This window comes from Undibacterium sp. Di27W (genome assembly GCF_049340345.1).
Lineage (GTDB): Bacteria > Pseudomonadota > Gammaproteobacteria > Burkholderiales > Burkholderiaceae_D > Undibacterium.
Map to the genome: position 1 here is coordinate 1 of NZ_JBMPOS010000005.1, position 15,662 is coordinate 15,662.

The window sequence follows — 15,662 nt, forward strand, 5'->3', positions numbered from 1 at the left end:
TAGTAATGCCACGTCAATCACTCCTGCTCCCTACTCATCAAGATAAGTAGGATTGTGTGCTAAACGTGGGTCAATTTTAGATGCAATTTATCCAGCAAAGTGGGTCAATTTTCAGTGCAAATCAACATATTGAACTCAAAGACCAACTTGTCAGCGCCGCCAAGACCTTTAATCTGTCTTTGCCACTGACCATCAAAGGGCGTATTGAAAATGAAGATAGCGGATATACAGGACCGCGCTTTGCTGGTTAAATAGGGCAAGACGAAGAATTTATTCGCGCATCGTCCTAGGTGCTGATGAAACGCAGTCACAACTTGGGGCAATCCTTGAACGTTTGCTGTCTACTGCGCAGGAAATGCGGGTAGCTGCTCTAGTGACACTGCCAAATAATTAGCCTTTAAACAAAGGGACTTTAAGGCTTAGATTTGAAGCTGCTAGAGCAAATGCGGTACAAAAGGCTGCAGCAGGTGGTGATATTGCTTTATCGACGCGGATATCAAATTTTCAATTCAAGAATATACGTATCAAAGCAGCAACGGAAATCGTAGATATCAGTGGTACAAATAAATTACTTGGTCACACTGAACAGGAAATCACTAAAAAGATCTACCGCGGGCTTGGTGAAGAAGTAAAACCCACCCGTTAAATATGAGAGTTGCGGAAGTAGTTTCCGCAACTCGGCCCTTTTTGGTGTTTCGCGTGGTTTCTTATACAAGAGAAAAACCACTGCACAAATAAAAAAGCCCTTGATAATCAAGGGCTTTTTCGTATTCGTTGGCGGAAGCTGTGAGATTCGAACTCACGAAGGCTATAACACCTCGCCAGTTTTCAAGACTGGTGCATTCAACCGCTCTGCCAAGCTTCCGAGCCCAGAAGTATAACCTGAGTGTGCGGCTTGAGCAAGGATCAAATCTCGAAATGGAAGTTTTTATCTAGCAAAGTAAGTAATTGCTGGGGGCTGACGGGTCGAGAATAGAGGTAGCCCTGCACTTCGTCGCAACCGGCATTGATGAGGAAAGCCAGTTGTTCTGGGGTTTCTACGCCTTCGGCGATGACTTTGTGGTTGAGTTGCTTGGCCATCATGATGATGGCGCTGGCGATGGCGCAGTCGTTTTGGTCTGTGGGGATGTTGAGGATGAAGGAGCGGTCTATCTTGAGCGTATCTATGGGGAAACGCTTGAGGTAAGAAAGGCTGGAATAACCTGTGCCAAAATCATCCAGCGCCAGCACGACATCCTGGGCAGTGATTTGTTCCATGATGGCGATGACGCTCTCCGTGCTGTGCATGAGCATGCTTTCGGTGATTTCCAGCTCCAGCCATTGCGGGGAAATCTGATAGCGCTGCAGGGCCTCTTTAACGCGCAATGGCAGGTTGTTGGTGAACTCCCTTGCAGTGACATTGACCGCGATGCGGAATGGCGCTATGCCGCTGTCTTGCCATTCCCTGGCCTGAGCACAGGCGGTTTCGAGTACCCAGGCGTCGATTTGCAGTATCAGGCCGGTTTCTTCTGCGACGGGGATGAATTCTGCCGGAGAGATCAAACCCTTTTCTGGATGCTGCCAGCGCAGCAAGGCTTCTGCACCGATGATTTTGCCGCTTTTTATATCGACCTTGGGTTGGTACTGTAAATAGAATTCCTGGTTTTCCAGGGCCTTGCGCATGCTCGATTCAAGGTACAGCCTGCCAGCAATACTCTGATTCATGCTGTCACTGTAAAAAACAAAGCTGCCAGATACATTTCCGGCGCTGCGCTTGGCCTTGTACATGGCGATGTCAGCTTTTTGCAGCAAGGCATTGGCGTCATTACCATCTTGTGGGAAAACGCTGATGCCTATGCTGGCACCGACGCGCAATTCATGGCCAGAGACGATGAAAGCATCATTCAAGGCATGCAGGAGTTTTTGCACCACCAGGCTGGCATGAAAATGCTGGTTGATATCTAGCACAGCAATGGCGAATTCATCACTACCTAAACGGGCAACAATATCGTTTTCACGCAGGGTCAGTAAAAATCTGGCGGCTACCTGACGCAGCAATTCATTCCCTATATCGTGACCCAGGGTGTCGTTAATGAGCTTGAAACGATTCAGGTCAAGAAAGATGATGGCGGCGCTGGTGTTATTTCTTTGTGAATGCAGTAGCGCATTATCAACCAGTTGCCTGAACAGGCTGCGATTGGGCAAATTGGTCAGGCCATCGTAATAAGCCAGGTGATTAATCTTTTGTTCGGCTTCTTTGCGGGCGGTGATATCGCTGAGGTAACCTATGATGCCTATGGGTAGTCCTTGTGCATCACACAAAGGAGAAAGATTGAGGCTGGCCCAAAAGACTTCACCAGATTTTTTCTTGCGGCGCACTTCCATTTCACGGCCGCCATGCTCCAGAAAACTGTCATACATTTGCATGCCAGTTTCATCTTCATCGTCGTACAGAAACAGAATGTTCTTGCCTATGACTTCTGGTGCAGCGTAGCCAAACAGTTTTTCTGCGCCACGGTTCCAGCTCAGGATGAAGCCTGCCAGGTCCATGGTAACGACAGATTCATGAATCTGATCAATGATCTGGTTCTGCTGCCATTGTGCCTGTGTCGACGCCTGCATTTCCTCGTCAAGTTTGGCACGCCTGGAAAACAATTTGGCTGTCAGGCTGGCGAGGGTGTTTAATTTTGCCAGGTCGGCTTCGTTGATTTGCCCTTTTTTGCCAGACAAGACGTAATAGGTTTCAGGCGACGCCATGCACAGTACATCGGCGTGCGCTTTTTGGGTATCAATCTTGCCGCGTTTAAATGCGGCATTGGCATTATGAAAAACTTCTTTGACTATGCGATTTAAAGCAGCGTCCAATTCTTCGCCGTGCAGGCACAAGACTGCCTCACCCAGACTGGCACCGACTTCAAGATCGTCTATCGCAGGTAGTCTGTTCATCTCTACATGTCCTGACAAACCTGATTGACCCACGCATAAGCGGTGATCACGCATTCATAATAATCGTCGGCGCTCAGGCCAAGCTCTTCTATCAAGCCAGAATTAAAATCCTTGAATGGCCGGTCTGCCCTTTCGACCAAATCCAGGCTTTTACCCAGGGCACCTGCCTTTTGCAGTAAGGCGCTCAGCACTTCAGAATTCAGGTTCAATGGCTGCAAGACTTCAATCAAGGGATTGCCAAACAATTTATCCAGCAAAGAAAACATGCCGACCATGAAGGCACAATCCAGTTCGTCTTTATTGCCGCCGCGTTTAAGGCAAATTGCTTCCATCAGGCTGGCACGGAAAGCGGCACGTGGCATCAAGGGATTTAAGCCACCATGATGATCTTGCTGACGGGCGTACAGCAATAACTGCAGCCATCTTTGCAACTGTCTGCGCCCCAATAAATTAATAGCCTGACCAAAGCTGGATACGCGTACAGTTTGCGCAAATGCGGCCGAGCTAACGAGCTTGAAAAGCATGAAGGAGAGCGTCGCATCCTGCTTGAATAATTCTTCCAGCTCGCGCGATTCAGCATCGCGTGCAACCAAGCCTAGCAGTTTGAGCAGGCGCGTTCTGGCTGTTGCATCCGCGGCCTTGTTATTGACGGGTGGATGGAATGCATAATCACCTGAGAACCATTTGAAACCAGCTTCATTGGCTTGTTCCTGCAAGGCGGCATTGGGCAGGTTGTGGGCTATATGATTGCCACCATGCAGACGTATCATCAAGGGTTTGACTTGTGCAGGGATATCTTTGCTACAGTCAGCACTGATTTTTTTTGCACCTTCCCAAATGGGATTGTCATATGCCTCAATTTCATCAATAACGATGCGTGCACCATGAGAGCTGAAATACTTGAGCCTGGTTTGCGCTTCTTTATCTTCTGTTGCCTTGGCGGGTACGGATAACAGCAGGCGCGCCAACGGCAGACGCGTATCAATATCGGACGGAACAAGAACAGGATCTGCAGCCCGGATCAAAACTGAGATGCCAGTGAGTTTGGAGAAAATCTCTTTTTCTTGCAAAAACTGGAGCAAAGAAATGACTTCACTGACAGGCAAGACGCCAAAATCAGCTTGCAAGGCAAGCAGTTGTTGCTTGCTATTCATTACAGGCAAGAAAGTGCCAATTCCACGGGCCAGTGTCATAGAGGGCGTACTTCAAATGTTACAAAAATTGGTAGAGATATTAGTTTGGGAATTAACCAATTGCAACACAATTTAAAGCGACGGATGAGGTTTTTTGATACTTTTTGGACGGAGCTGACACAATTATTAGAAACTTGGCGAAAAATCGCCGAACAGCTGCAGAACTGTTGATTTAGCAGCAGGTATTGCAATTACTGCTACATAGCTATCAGGATAGAGGATATTTTAGATTTCACCAATAAAGCTATAGCAAATATGCCATGCTTTATTGGTTAAATTATGTGAATAAATTAGTCACTGCCGAGGAATATTTGCTGCAGATCATTCAAAAATTGCTTGCCTAATGGTGTTGGGCAAATGATTTCATGATCGCGATAAAGCAAACCCTTCTTTTCGGCGATCAGCAATTCTTTTTCTATGCTATTGAGTAACATACCGGTGCGCTCTTGAAACAGGTTGACCTTGAAACCCTGCTGCAAGCGCAATGCATTCAACATGAATTCAAAACCCATTTCATCCGTTGGAATTTCAAGCGACTCTTGTACGCAATTACCGGCAGCCATGGCATCCATATAAGCCCTGGGTTGCTTGTAACGCGCCTGACGTATCACGCGATGCGGGAAGGATATTTTTGAATGTGCACCCGCACCTATGCCGAGGTAATCGCCAAAATTCCAGTAGTTCAGATTGTGTTTTGATGCCCTGCCCGCTTGCGCATAAGCAGAGACTTCATAATTGCCATAACCTGCAGCAGCCATGCGACCATGGATGATGTCCTGCATTTCTGCGCTGAGGTCATCATCAGGTATGGCAGGCGGGAATTTGGCGAAATAAGTATTGGGCTCCAGTGTCAGGTGGTATAGCGACAGATGCGGTGGCGCGAATGAGATGGCAGCCTCCACATCATCCCTGACTTCATCCAGAGTCTGGCCTGGCAACGCAAACATCAGGTCAAGGTTGAAGTTATCAAAATTTGCCTGGGCGATTTCTATGGCACGGCGCGCCTCATTACCATCATGGATACGACCCAGAGCTGCAAGGTGTTTAGAGTTGAAGCTTTGTATACCTATCGATAAGCGATTGATACCGCTTTGGCGATAAGAGCGAAATTTTTCTGCTTCAAAGGTACCGGGATTGGCTTCCATAGTGATTTCTGCGTTGCCATCAAGTGGCAACAGCGTACGTACATCAGAAAGCAATCTATCCAGCCCCGCTGCTGACATCAGGCTGGGCGTACCACCACCAATGAAAATGGTATATATCTTGCGACCCCAGATCAATGGCAAAGCAGCTTCCAGATCAGCACGCATGGCATCCAGGTAGGCTGACTCGTCAAAACTGCCTTTGACTTCATGCGAATTGAAATCGCAATAAGGACATTTGCGCACACACCAGGGGAAATGGATGTACAGCGATAGCGGTGGCAACTGCGTCAGGTTGAGGCTGCCTGGTGCAAGATACTGGCTGGCCACGTCACCGGGTATATTCGATAAATCCGGTGATTTTTTTGGTACAGGCTGGCTTGCCGCTATGGGCTTGATGGGTATCATTTCAGTTTTTCAACAAGGGCGCGCAAGGCTTGCCCACGGTGTGACAATTGATTCTTTTCTACTGCTGCGAGTTCTGCCACAGTCTTATTCAAACTGGGGATGAAGAAATGTGAGTCATAGCCAAAGCCATTTTCACCACGGGCATCGGCAATGATTTCACCCGCCCACACACCATCAGCGATGACAGGCTGCGGATCAAATTCTGAACGCACAAATACCAGCACACAATAATAATAGGCCGATTTGTCTGCTACACCAGCCAAATCTGCGATGAGTTTTTGGTTATTGCGCGCATCAGACTTGGGCTCACCGGCAAAACGGGCTGACAACACACCTGGCGCGCCCTTCAGGGCATTGACACAAATGCCGGAATCATCCGCAAGGGCAGGCAAGCCTGTCAGGCGGGATGCGTGCCTGGCCTTGGTCAGGGCGTTTTCTACAAAGCTGGGATAAGGCTCTTCAGCCTCAGGCACCTCAAATTCAGATTGCGCCCTGAGGTCTATGCCCAGAGGCGACAATATCTGATAAAACTCCTTGAGCTTGCCTTGGTTATTCGAGGCCAGGACTATTTGTTGGTTTTTGCTCATGCTTGTACTTATGTTCATGCTTACAATCAACTTACCTGCAAACCCAGGACTTCTTTTTGCAAGGCAATCAAATCAGCGATGCCGTCATGCGCCAGATTCAGCAAGGTGTTCATGGTCATGCGGTCAAATGCTTCACCCTCAGCAGTGCCCTGCACTTCCACAAAGTGGCCGTGTTCAGTCATGACGACATTCATGTCGGTATCACATTGCGAATCTTCAGGATAATCCAGGTCCAGCACAGGGTGCGATTGATAAACGCCCACCGAGATCGCTGCAACAAAATGTCTGAGTGGTACGCAGGGTATGAGTTCACGTTCTACCAGTTTGGAAAACGCATCATAAGCGGCAACCATGGCACCAGTGATGGATGCAGTACGCGTACCGCCATCAGCCTGAATGACGTCGCAATCAATATGCAGGGTACGTTCGCCAAAAGCTTCCAGGTCAAAAGCAGAACGCAGGGAGCGGCCTATCAGGCGCTGAATTTCCTGGGTACGTCCAGATTGCTTGCCCTTGGCCGCTTCCCTGTCCATGCGGCTATGGGTGGAGCGTGGCAGCATGCCATATTCTGCGGTCATCCAGCCCTGCCCTTTGCCCTTTAAAAAGCCGGGGACTTTATCTTCTATGCTGGCGGTGCAGATAACACGGGTATCACCAAATTCGATGAGGACTGAACCTTCTGCATGTTTGGTGAAATGACGGCTGATAACCACCGGACGCAATGCATCCGGTGCACGCCCGCTAGGGCGAAATGAATTTGACATGATATTTAGTTCTTGGAGGTGATGCGTGATGATTTGTGTATCGCGTTACGAATTTCTGCTATGGCTTTTTCAATTTCTGCGTCGTTAAAGACATCGCCATCAGTCACTTCCATTTCAGCATCAACAGGCGCTTGTATGGTAGTGGTGACCGAACCTATGGGCAAGGTATTGGTAGAGATGATGGTGGAGTTATCCATTCTGTCATCACCTTCCCACATCATGGCCAGGGCGGTGACATTGTCGCTTTGCTTGCCAGCGATATCGACTGCCGAGCGTATCAACTCAGGCACAGCACGCACGATGGTGTGATCATGCAGGCGCTGGGCCAGCATATGGTCAGGCAGGACAGACCAAAGGCCGTCAGAGCATAGCAGGAGCAAATCACCAGGCTGCAAAACGGCGCGGCGCGACAATTCAACGATAGGCGCGTTGGGTGCACCCAGGCAATTAAACAATTTATTGCGGTCAGGATGGGTATGTCTTTCTGCCGGATCAACCTTGCCCTGGGCAATCAATGTTTCGAGACGGGAGTGATCTTTAGTGCGCAGCAAAATCTGCCCCTGGCGCATCCAGTACAAACGTGAATCACCACAGTGCGCCCAATAGGCATAGCCATTTTGTATGAGACAGGCAACGATGGTGGTGCGCGGGGTTTCCGGCAAATTATTGATGGCGCGGTAACGATGTATCTCTTGATGAGCGGCCAGGAAGCTGTCCTCCATGAAACGCTCAGGTCGCCCTATCATGGGGTGGGCCTGTTGCTGGAACAGGTTGCCTATGGTTTGCATGGCAATGGCAGCGGCCATCTCGCCCATGATATGACCACCCATGCCGTCCGCCAGCAAAAGCAAAATCGAATCGCGGGTAAAGCTATACCCCATTCGATCCTGGTTAACCTTGCGGCCACCAATATGACTTTCTTGATAAACGGAAAAACGCATGAGATTTTAAAAACTTATAATAACTATTAATAGAAACAAAACCAATGATAAAGCATAGTCATTTATCCTGGGTTTTGGCCAGAAGCGGCATTCAATTCAGGGTGCTTTCCTGTATCGTTGTATGGTCGCTTTCTACTTTCTTTCTCTTGCCACTACCAATGAAAGTCTTGAACTTCAAGGTCATTTTTTCCATGAAAGTCAATTCGCGCTGCGGTTGCGCCTGAATAGCCAGGGCTTTTTGCAAGGCAAATACACTTTGTGGCCGTTCCAGCGGGTCAAGTTGCAGGCACCAGCGCACTACTTCTATCAGTTCAGAGGAGTACAAACCTTCCAGCTTGCGATAATGACCTTCCATCTTGTCACTGGTCTTGCGCTGATCGGATGGCTGCGGCGGCGCGCCCACCATACAGGCGAAGATAGAAGCGCCAATACTATAAATGTCAGTCCAGGGACCCAGATTACCATTCTTTTGATACAACTCTGGCGCAGCAAAACCCGGAGTATACATTGGGTAGAGCTTGGGGATGTCGGTTTTCAGGGTTTGGCGGGCTGCACCAAAGTCCAGCAAAATAGGTGTGCCGTCCAGACGCAGGTAGATATTGGCAGGTTTCAAGTCCAGATGCAGCAGCTTATTGGTATGCACTTCACGCAAACCATTCATGACCTGATTGAACATCCGACGTATGAAGCGCTCAGATACCAGCGGTTTCTCACCTTTGTCGCGACGACGTAGTATATGTTCTTGCAGTGAGCGGCCAGATTCGTAGGCCATGACCATGTAGACAGTCTCGTTGGCTCTGAAAAAATTGATAACACTGACTACATTGGGGTGAGAGATACGTGCCAGTGCACGCCCCTCTTCAAAGAAGCATTTCAAACCTATACGGTAAATCGGCAGATTTTCATTGGAAATAGCCGGAACCAGCTCACCCTGTTGGCGCAAAGCCAGGGAACTGGGTAAATATTCTTTAATTGCAACTGCGTTGCCATCTTCATCAGAAGCCAGATATACAATACTAAAGCCACCGGACGCAATTTTCTTTACAATGCGGTATCCGGCAATCTCCAGTCCATCTGGCAGAGGTGCGTTATTTTGTGCGGCCATCAATCGTCCAATTCACTATACAAAACGGATTGTGTTGATTATTGCGGTATTTGTAAAGAATATCCTAGTGTCCAATGCGCAATTTTGCCAATCTAATCCACAGTTCACGCCTTTTTAAGGAAATACCTTGAGCATTTTTAGCATGACAGGTTATGCCACCAGCACCAATGAAACCGAGGCTGGCACCATCACTATAGAGATTAAAAGCGTCAATTCTCGCTTTTTAGACCTGCAATTTCGCATTAATGACGAGTTTCGTTCGGTTGAGTCGCAATTTCGCGAGGCCATCACACGCAAGCTGGCACGCGGCAAAGTGGAATGTCGCTTCAGTTTTGGCAAAAAACTGACAGAAACACACAACAAGAGCCTCAACAGCACTTTGCTTGAGCAACTTTCCAGCTTCCAGGCGGGTCTCAAGCAGCAATTCCCGGATGCAGCCCCTTTGAGCACCAATGAAATCCTGCGCTGGCCTGGTGTCATAGAAGAAAGCGAGATCAATGCAGAATTCTTGCAAACTGCGATCACTGACACCATCAACAAGACTCTGGAAGCATTTGTTGTCAGCCGCGAACGTGAAGGTGCAGCCTTGGAGCAGGTACTGCTGAGCCGTATCACCGCCATGGAAGAAATCGTTACCCGCATTACCCCGCTGATGCCACATATCGTCCAGCAATTCCAGCAAAAAGCCACTAGCAGACTGGAAGAAGCTTTAGGCCTGGCCCTGCAATCCAGCGGTAGCAATGCTGGCCAGACCATCACCCGCGAAGAAGCTCTCGACCGCATACGCCAGGAAGTGACCATGTACGGCATACGCGTGGACGTGGCGGAAGAGCTGGCGCGCCTGTCGGCACATCTGACAGAAACCAGGCATATACTGAAAAAAGGTGGCCAGGTAGGCAAGAGACTGGATTTCATGATGCAAGAGTTGAATCGTGAAGCGAATACTCTGGGATCTAAAGCTGCCTCTAAAGAATTGTCCGATGCATCCATGGAATTGAAGCTTTTTATAGAACAAATGCGTGAACAAGTACAAAACCTTGAATAAACAGGCGCATTTGCTTATACTCGCGCACTCTTTTTCTTGGGAAAGATGACAAGATCAGGTGCGCGCCGTAGACCAGAAGTCAAAGTGCCTCTTGCAGTCTTGCAGATGAACTCAACAACCACACCGGAGGATACTCATGCAAACCAATAATTCGACTGCAGGCAGTCTGTTTGTGGTGGCCGCCCCCTCTGGTGCTGGCAAGTCCACGCTGGTCAATGCCTTGCTGGCGCAAGAACCGGCCATAAAATTGTCGATTTCCTACACCACTCGCCCGCCGCGCCCAGGTGAGCAAGATGGTCGCGAATACCATTTCACGACACCGGAAGATTTTTTGGCACGCAAGGCGCAAGGCGAATTCCTGGAGTCAGCAGAAGTCCATGGCAATTACTATGGCACTTCACGCATCATCATAGAAGAGCAGATGCGTTCAGGCACCGATGTCTTGCTGGAGATAGACTGGCAAGGCGCACAACAAGTCAGGAAACAGTTCCCTGGCGCGGTTGGCATATTCATCCTGCCGCCGTCCATTCCGGCACTCGAAGAGCGTCTGAAGAAGCGCGGCCAGGACGAACCGCATGTCATCACCAAGCGCATTTTGGCAGCAGGCGGTGAAATGGCGCACTCTCCAGAGTTCGAATATGTTATTATTAATCAAGACTTTGCGACAGCCTTGTCAGAATTGAATGCAATCGTGAGGGCAACACGCTGCCGATTTGCACAACAGGCAACACGCCACTACGAGCTGTTTGCTCAGCTTGGCATTCACGCCAACGCGAATTAATTCGCACACCCAATTTAGTTATTTAGTTCGTATTGAGGAAAAAACATGGCACGTATTACCATTGAAGATGCATTGAAACAAATCCCTAATCGCTTTCAGTTGACATTGTGCGCCACTTATCGCGCACGTCAATTGTTACAAGGCCACACACCTAAAGTTGACTCCAAGGACAAGCCTACAGTGATCGCCCTGCGTGAAATCGCTGAAGGCAAAGTTGGTATAGAAATGCTCAAAAAAGTGCCGGTGTAAACCGCAGCACCTGCATTCTTAGCCGCTCCTTCATAAAGCCTTTATCCGGCCGGGAATCACAGAATGAACCTTAATGATAGTCATTCATCCCTGGAAAGCAATCCGGCCGATTCAGCTTCAGTCGCGCTGGCTGCCATGCGCAGCCCAGCCAACGCTATCAACAAACACACCTCTCCTCTGGATGAAATAGACAGTATTCGTGCATCTTCGACGAATACCGGTGTTGCTTCGATTACTGACTTAACCAATCGCATCAGCGACTATATGTCAGCCAGTGAATTGAAACTGGTCAAGGAAGCCTATCGCTTTTCGGATGAAATGCATCTGGGCCAGGTACGCAAATCTGGCGAACCCTATATCTCTCATCCCATTGCTGTGGCAGAAATCTGCGCGGAATGGAAGCTTGATGTGCAGGCCATCATGGCTGCGCTGTTGCATGACGTCATGGAAGATCAGGATGTCAAAAAAGATGAGTTGATAGAACGTTTTGGCGCACCTGTCGCCACCCTGGTAGATGGTTTATCCAAACTGGAAAAGATAGAATTCCAGAGCCAGATAGAAGCGCAGGCAGAAAACTTCCGTAAGATGCTGCTCGCGATGGCGAGAGATGTACGTGTCATCCTGGTCAAACTGGCAGACCGTTTGCATAATATGCGCACCCTGGGCTTCATGTCGGCAGAAAAGAAGCGCCGCATTTCACGTGAGACCATGGATGTCTATGTGCCTATAGCGCATAGACTGGGTCTGAATAATATCTATCGCGAATTGCAGGATCTGGCATTTTCGCATCTTTACCCCATGCGTTACCGCACACTGTCAAAAGCGGTCAAGGCAGCACGTGGTAACCGACGCGAAGTCGTCAACAAGATCATGGATGCGGTGAAAACCGCACTGATCGAAGCAGGCCTGAAGGCCGAAGTGTATGGCCGCGAAAAAACCCTGTACGGTATTTATCGCAAAATGCATGACAAGAACCTAAGTTTTTCCCAGGTACTGGATGTGTATGGCTTCCGTATCGTGGTCAATGATTTTCGTGACAGCTACTATGCCTTAGGTAGCCTGCATGCCTTGTATAAGCCCATGCCTGGGAAGTTCAAGGACTATATTGCCATCCCCAAGACCAATGGCTATCAATCCCTGCACACCACGTTGATAGGTCCTTATGGTACTCCGGTGGAATTCCAGATACGCACGCGCGACATGCATCATGTGGCAGAATCGGGCGTGGCTGCACATTGGCTGTACAAAAATGAAGAAGGCAGTCTGACTGACTTGCAACAGCGCACGCATGCCTGGCTGCAGTCTTTATTGGACATCCAAAAGCAGACCGGCGATTCCGCCGAATTCCTGGAACATGTCAAAATTGATCTGTTCCCTGACTCCGTCTATGTATTCACCCCAAAATCCAAAATTATTGCCCTGCCACGCGGAGCAACAGCTTTGGACTTTGCCTACACCATCCATACTGATATTGGCGACCAGGCGATTGCCACCCGCATCAATCATGAGCCGGTACCATTACGCTCTGAGCTGAAGAATGGCGATATCGTCGAGATTATCACCTCGCCCAATTCGCGTCCTACGCCAAACTGGCTGACCTACGTGCGTACCGGTAAAGCCAGATCCGCCATACGCCATTATCTGCGCACCATCAATCTGAATGAGTCGACAGAACTGGGCAAGCAATTGCTGGCGCAGGCTTTGGTGTCCGTGAATTTGAATCCAGATTTGCCAGTAAGCCTGGTCGATAAATTGCTCAATGAATCCAGCGCCAAGTCCCTGGATGAAATTCATACCGATATCGGTATAGGCAAGCGCATGGCGGCATTGGTAGCGAGACATATCCTGGACTTGGTAGAAGATGATTCACCTTCCATCCCTTTCCAGCAATTCGGTGAAAAAATCAATAACAAGCGCGATCCTGTCATTATCTATGGCAGTGAAGGCTTGTCGGTACAACTGGCTCCATGTTGCCTGCCCATCCCTGGTGATGGCATTGTCGGCCAACTCAAGCGCGACCAGGGCCTGGTGGTGCATACAGATGATTGTGAGCATGCCAAGCGCCTGCATATCAAGGAGCCTGACCGCTGGATAGACGTCAACTGGGGCGAAGACCTGAACCGTCGCTTCGACTGCCGTATTTCCGTCACCGTCACCAATGAACGTGGCGCCCTGGCACGCATTGCTGCTGAAATTGGCGAGTCAGATGCAAATATCAGTCATGTCAACATGGAAGATGGCGATGCCAATGACATGACCAATATTCATTTCACGATACAGATAGAAGACCGCACCCACCTTGCAAAAATCATGCGCAACATCAAGCATTTGAACGGCGTGACGCGCATAGTCAGGGAACACGGTTAAAAAAACGCAGCCACAAAATCACGACGTTTCAGCTGCGTTCTTTTTATTCACCTAATGCATGGTCTTGTGCAGTTTGCGCAATCCCCACCACACCACACCCGCAATCACCGGCAGCAATAAGCCAGCCAGCAAATCTGGATTGACCGGCAAACCCGCAGCCTTGAGCCCCTTGCCAGCATAATAGACCAAACCTGTCATGTAATAACTGATCGCCACGACGGACAAACCCTCTACCGCCTGCTGCAAGCGTAGCTGCTGGGCAGCACGAGCGTTCATGCTTTGCAATATCTTGCGATTTTGCTGTTCCTGCACTATGCCCACTCTGGTACGCAGCAAATCATTGGTGTGGGCAATACGTTCAGCCAGCGTTTCCTGGCGGCGCACAATCGCTTCACAAGTATTCATCGCAGGTGCCAGGCGCCTATCCATAAATTCACCTATGGTGGGTACACCCTCTACCCTGAATTCACGCAACTCTGCAATGCGTGACTGCACCAGCTTGAAATACGCCTTGGAGGCAGCAAAACGATAACTGTTTTCCAGAGCCAGTTTTTCTGTTCGGGCAGCCAGGTCAATAATCTGGCGCAACACCCCTTGCTCAGCATCGGTAGAACTAGTTTCAGCTTGCGTATTGCCTGACACGGTCATGGCCGCTGTCAGTGTTACCAGCTCATTTTCTATGTCATTCAAGACCGAAGAAGCACCTTGCGCATGTGGCAGACCCAGCAAGGCCATCATCCTGTAGGTTTCAATTTCCAATAAGCGCTGTACAGTCCGCCCGGCTTGCTGGTCCAGAAAACCATTATCCTTGACGACAAAACGGCTGAAGCCATCTGCCTGTATCAAAAAATCTGTCCATACTTCGCCACGACTGAGGACCTCACTACCTACCACGACCCCGCCTTCAAATATCTGTTTTACAGAGGAAGGAGGGTTAAATTCCTGGCTAGCAGGAATCAGTGCCACATGGGTCGCCACCATGACTTTTTCTTGCAACTCAAACAACCACTGTTGGGGTAAATGTCGCAAAGGCGCCTGCGCAAATACTTGTGCCAACTCGAGCTCTTGCGGGGCGGCTTCTGTTTGCTCTGACGCATTCTCAACGAAAGTATAAGTGGCAAACTCTGTATGGCATTCCCATTTAAGTCGAAAACGCCCAAAATCGTGGAAAAAATACTTGGCATCGCCAGACGGGCTGGCTACCGCGAAATGACGGCAAAAATCACCAAGTATCACTTGCTGGGTAAACAGGTTATCGCCACCCAAATGAGCGTCATTCCTGGCAAAAATCGCCAGATGGGTCAGCGTTTCCGGGGCATGCAGACGCAGTGAAGGCCGGGAATGAACTTCAGCGGCGAGTGGTATGCGTAAGGGATGATTAAGTTTCGAGTAAGCAATAGACATGGGACATCACAGGAACATTAGAAATCTTATGCCGGATAATCGACCTCAAGTACGGTCAACTCCTCTATCCCGCCAGGCGTACGCAGCGTCACTGTATCGTCAACCCTGGCCTTGATAAGTGCTCTGGCCACTGGGGAAATCCAGCTGATCTTGCCTTGCAGGGGATCAAATTCATCAACACCAACGATAGTCACCGTATGCATTTCGCCGTGTTGGTTTTCATAGGTGACTGTTGCACCAAAATAAATCTGGTCAGACCCATGATGTATGCGCGGGTCAAATACTTCGGCAATATCCAGGCGCTTGGTCAAAAAGCGTATGCGCCTGTCTATCTCACGCAAACGCTTTTTGCCATAGATATAGTCACCATTCTCTGAACGGTCACCATTGGATGCAGCCCAGTGCACGATATTGACAATCTCAGGGCGCTCAACATCCATGAGATGTAAAAACTCATCCTTCATGCGCCTATGTCCTTCTGGCGTCATATAGTTTTTCACACCTGCCGGAATAGCTGGCGCGCCGAATTCTTCTTCGTCGTCAGGATCTGATTCTTTGATAAATGCTTTGCTCATATAGGCATTGTAGCGGACTTGATCAAAATAATTTTCTTTGTGGCACCGAAAGTCCACACTTAGCTTATAAAATAGACGAATACTTTACTTGTCATTACCATTCGCTATATTTCGATATATTTCGCTATATCTCTGGATAAAATTGAACTCTCAGATTGCGTAACAGGCTTAATTTT

Annotated in this window: 14 protein-coding genes and 1 tRNA gene; 5 read left to right on the plus strand and 10 right to left on the minus strand. The window is 49.0% G+C overall.

The features are described 5' to 3' along the window. Nucleotides 1-80: 80 nt before the first annotated feature. A complete protein-coding gene (locus ACO0LF_RS11465; RefSeq protein WP_423014227.1) occupies nucleotides 81-251 on the plus strand; it encodes a hypothetical protein in 171 nt (56 codons plus the stop codon). Nucleotides 252-775: 524 nt separating this feature from the next. Here ACO0LF_RS11465 and ACO0LF_RS11470 read toward each other — a convergent pair. The 8 genes from ACO0LF_RS11470 to ACO0LF_RS11505 all read right to left on the minus strand — a co-directional run bounded on the left by ACO0LF_RS11470 (nucleotide 776) and on the right by ACO0LF_RS11505 (nucleotide 9,065). Continuing rightward, nucleotides 776-865, minus strand: a tRNA-Ser gene (locus tag ACO0LF_RS11470). Between the two features lie 41 nt (nucleotides 866-906). Continuing rightward, nucleotides 907-2,925 carry a putative bifunctional diguanylate cyclase/phosphodiesterase gene (locus ACO0LF_RS11475; protein ID WP_423014228.1) on the minus strand — a complete coding sequence of 673 codons (2,019 nt, stop codon included), beginning with the start codon at nucleotides 2,923-2,925 and terminating at the stop codon, nucleotides 907-909. A gap of 2 nt (nucleotides 2,926-2,927) precedes the next feature. Then, the gene (locus ACO0LF_RS11480; protein WP_423014229.1) at nucleotides 2,928-4,118 is read right to left on the minus strand and encodes an HDOD domain-containing protein; all 1,191 of its coding nucleotides are present in this window, start codon (nucleotides 4,116-4,118) and stop codon (nucleotides 2,928-2,930) included. Between the two features lie 290 nt (nucleotides 4,119-4,408). After that, on the minus strand, nucleotides 4,409-5,668 hold the full coding sequence (gene hemW, locus ACO0LF_RS11485; RefSeq protein ID WP_423014230.1) for a radical SAM family heme chaperone HemW: 1,260 nt from the start codon (nucleotides 5,666-5,668) through the stop codon (nucleotides 4,409-4,411). Next, complete coding sequence (gene rdgB, locus ACO0LF_RS11490) at nucleotides 5,665-6,255, minus strand: RdgB/HAM1 family non-canonical purine NTP pyrophosphatase (protein WP_423014231.1); 591 nt, start codon at nucleotides 6,253-6,255, stop codon at nucleotides 5,665-5,667. The genes hemW and rdgB overlap by 4 nt, the downstream gene beginning before the upstream one ends. A gap of 26 nt (nucleotides 6,256-6,281) precedes the next feature. Continuing rightward, nucleotides 6,282-7,019 (minus strand): ribonuclease PH, encoded by a 738-nt coding sequence (rph, locus tag ACO0LF_RS11495; RefSeq protein ID WP_423014232.1) that lies wholly within the window; start codon nucleotides 7,017-7,019, stop codon nucleotides 6,282-6,284. Nucleotides 7,020-7,024: 5 nt separating this feature from the next. Further along, the gene (locus tag ACO0LF_RS11500) at nucleotides 7,025-7,960 is read right to left on the minus strand and encodes a PP2C family protein-serine/threonine phosphatase (RefSeq protein WP_110253225.1); all 936 of its coding nucleotides are present in this window, start codon (nucleotides 7,958-7,960) and stop codon (nucleotides 7,025-7,027) included. Nucleotides 7,961-8,051: 91 nt separating this feature from the next. Further along, complete coding sequence (locus tag ACO0LF_RS11505) at nucleotides 8,052-9,065, minus strand: serine/threonine protein kinase (protein ID WP_423003667.1); 1,014 nt, start codon at nucleotides 9,063-9,065, stop codon at nucleotides 8,052-8,054. Nucleotides 9,066-9,207: 142 nt separating this feature from the next. Between ACO0LF_RS11505 and ACO0LF_RS11510 the strand changes: the two genes are divergently transcribed. The 4 genes from ACO0LF_RS11510 (at nucleotide 9,208) to ACO0LF_RS11525 (ending at nucleotide 13,507) form a co-directional block, all read left to right on the plus strand. After that, the gene (locus ACO0LF_RS11510; protein ID WP_423014664.1) at nucleotides 9,208-10,110 is read left to right on the plus strand and encodes a YicC/YloC family endoribonuclease; all 903 of its coding nucleotides are present in this window, start codon (nucleotides 9,208-9,210) and stop codon (nucleotides 10,108-10,110) included. 136 nt (nucleotides 10,111-10,246) lie between these two features. Beyond that, a complete protein-coding gene (gmk, locus tag ACO0LF_RS11515; RefSeq protein ID WP_423014233.1) occupies nucleotides 10,247-10,891 on the plus strand; it encodes a guanylate kinase in 645 nt (214 codons plus the stop codon). Between the two features lie 45 nt (nucleotides 10,892-10,936). Continuing rightward, a complete protein-coding gene (gene rpoZ, locus ACO0LF_RS11520) occupies nucleotides 10,937-11,140 on the plus strand; it encodes a DNA-directed RNA polymerase subunit omega (RefSeq protein ID WP_110253221.1) in 204 nt (67 codons plus the stop codon). Between the two features lie 63 nt (nucleotides 11,141-11,203). Further along, nucleotides 11,204-13,507 (plus strand): RelA/SpoT family protein, encoded by a 2,304-nt coding sequence (locus tag ACO0LF_RS11525; RefSeq protein WP_423014234.1) that lies wholly within the window; start codon nucleotides 11,204-11,206, stop codon nucleotides 13,505-13,507. Nucleotides 13,508-13,558: 51 nt separating this feature from the next. On the opposite strand, the gene ACO0LF_RS11530 is transcribed toward ACO0LF_RS11525, so the two are convergent. After that, complete coding sequence (locus tag ACO0LF_RS11530) at nucleotides 13,559-14,911, minus strand: DUF3422 family protein (protein WP_423014235.1); 1,353 nt, start codon at nucleotides 14,909-14,911, stop codon at nucleotides 13,559-13,561. Nucleotides 14,912-14,937: 26 nt separating this feature from the next. Further along, nucleotides 14,938-15,486, minus strand: coding sequence for a transcription elongation factor GreB (gene greB, locus ACO0LF_RS11535; protein WP_423014236.1), 549 nt, complete (start codon nucleotides 15,484-15,486; stop codon nucleotides 14,938-14,940). Between the last annotated feature and the right edge of the window lie 176 nt (nucleotides 15,487-15,662).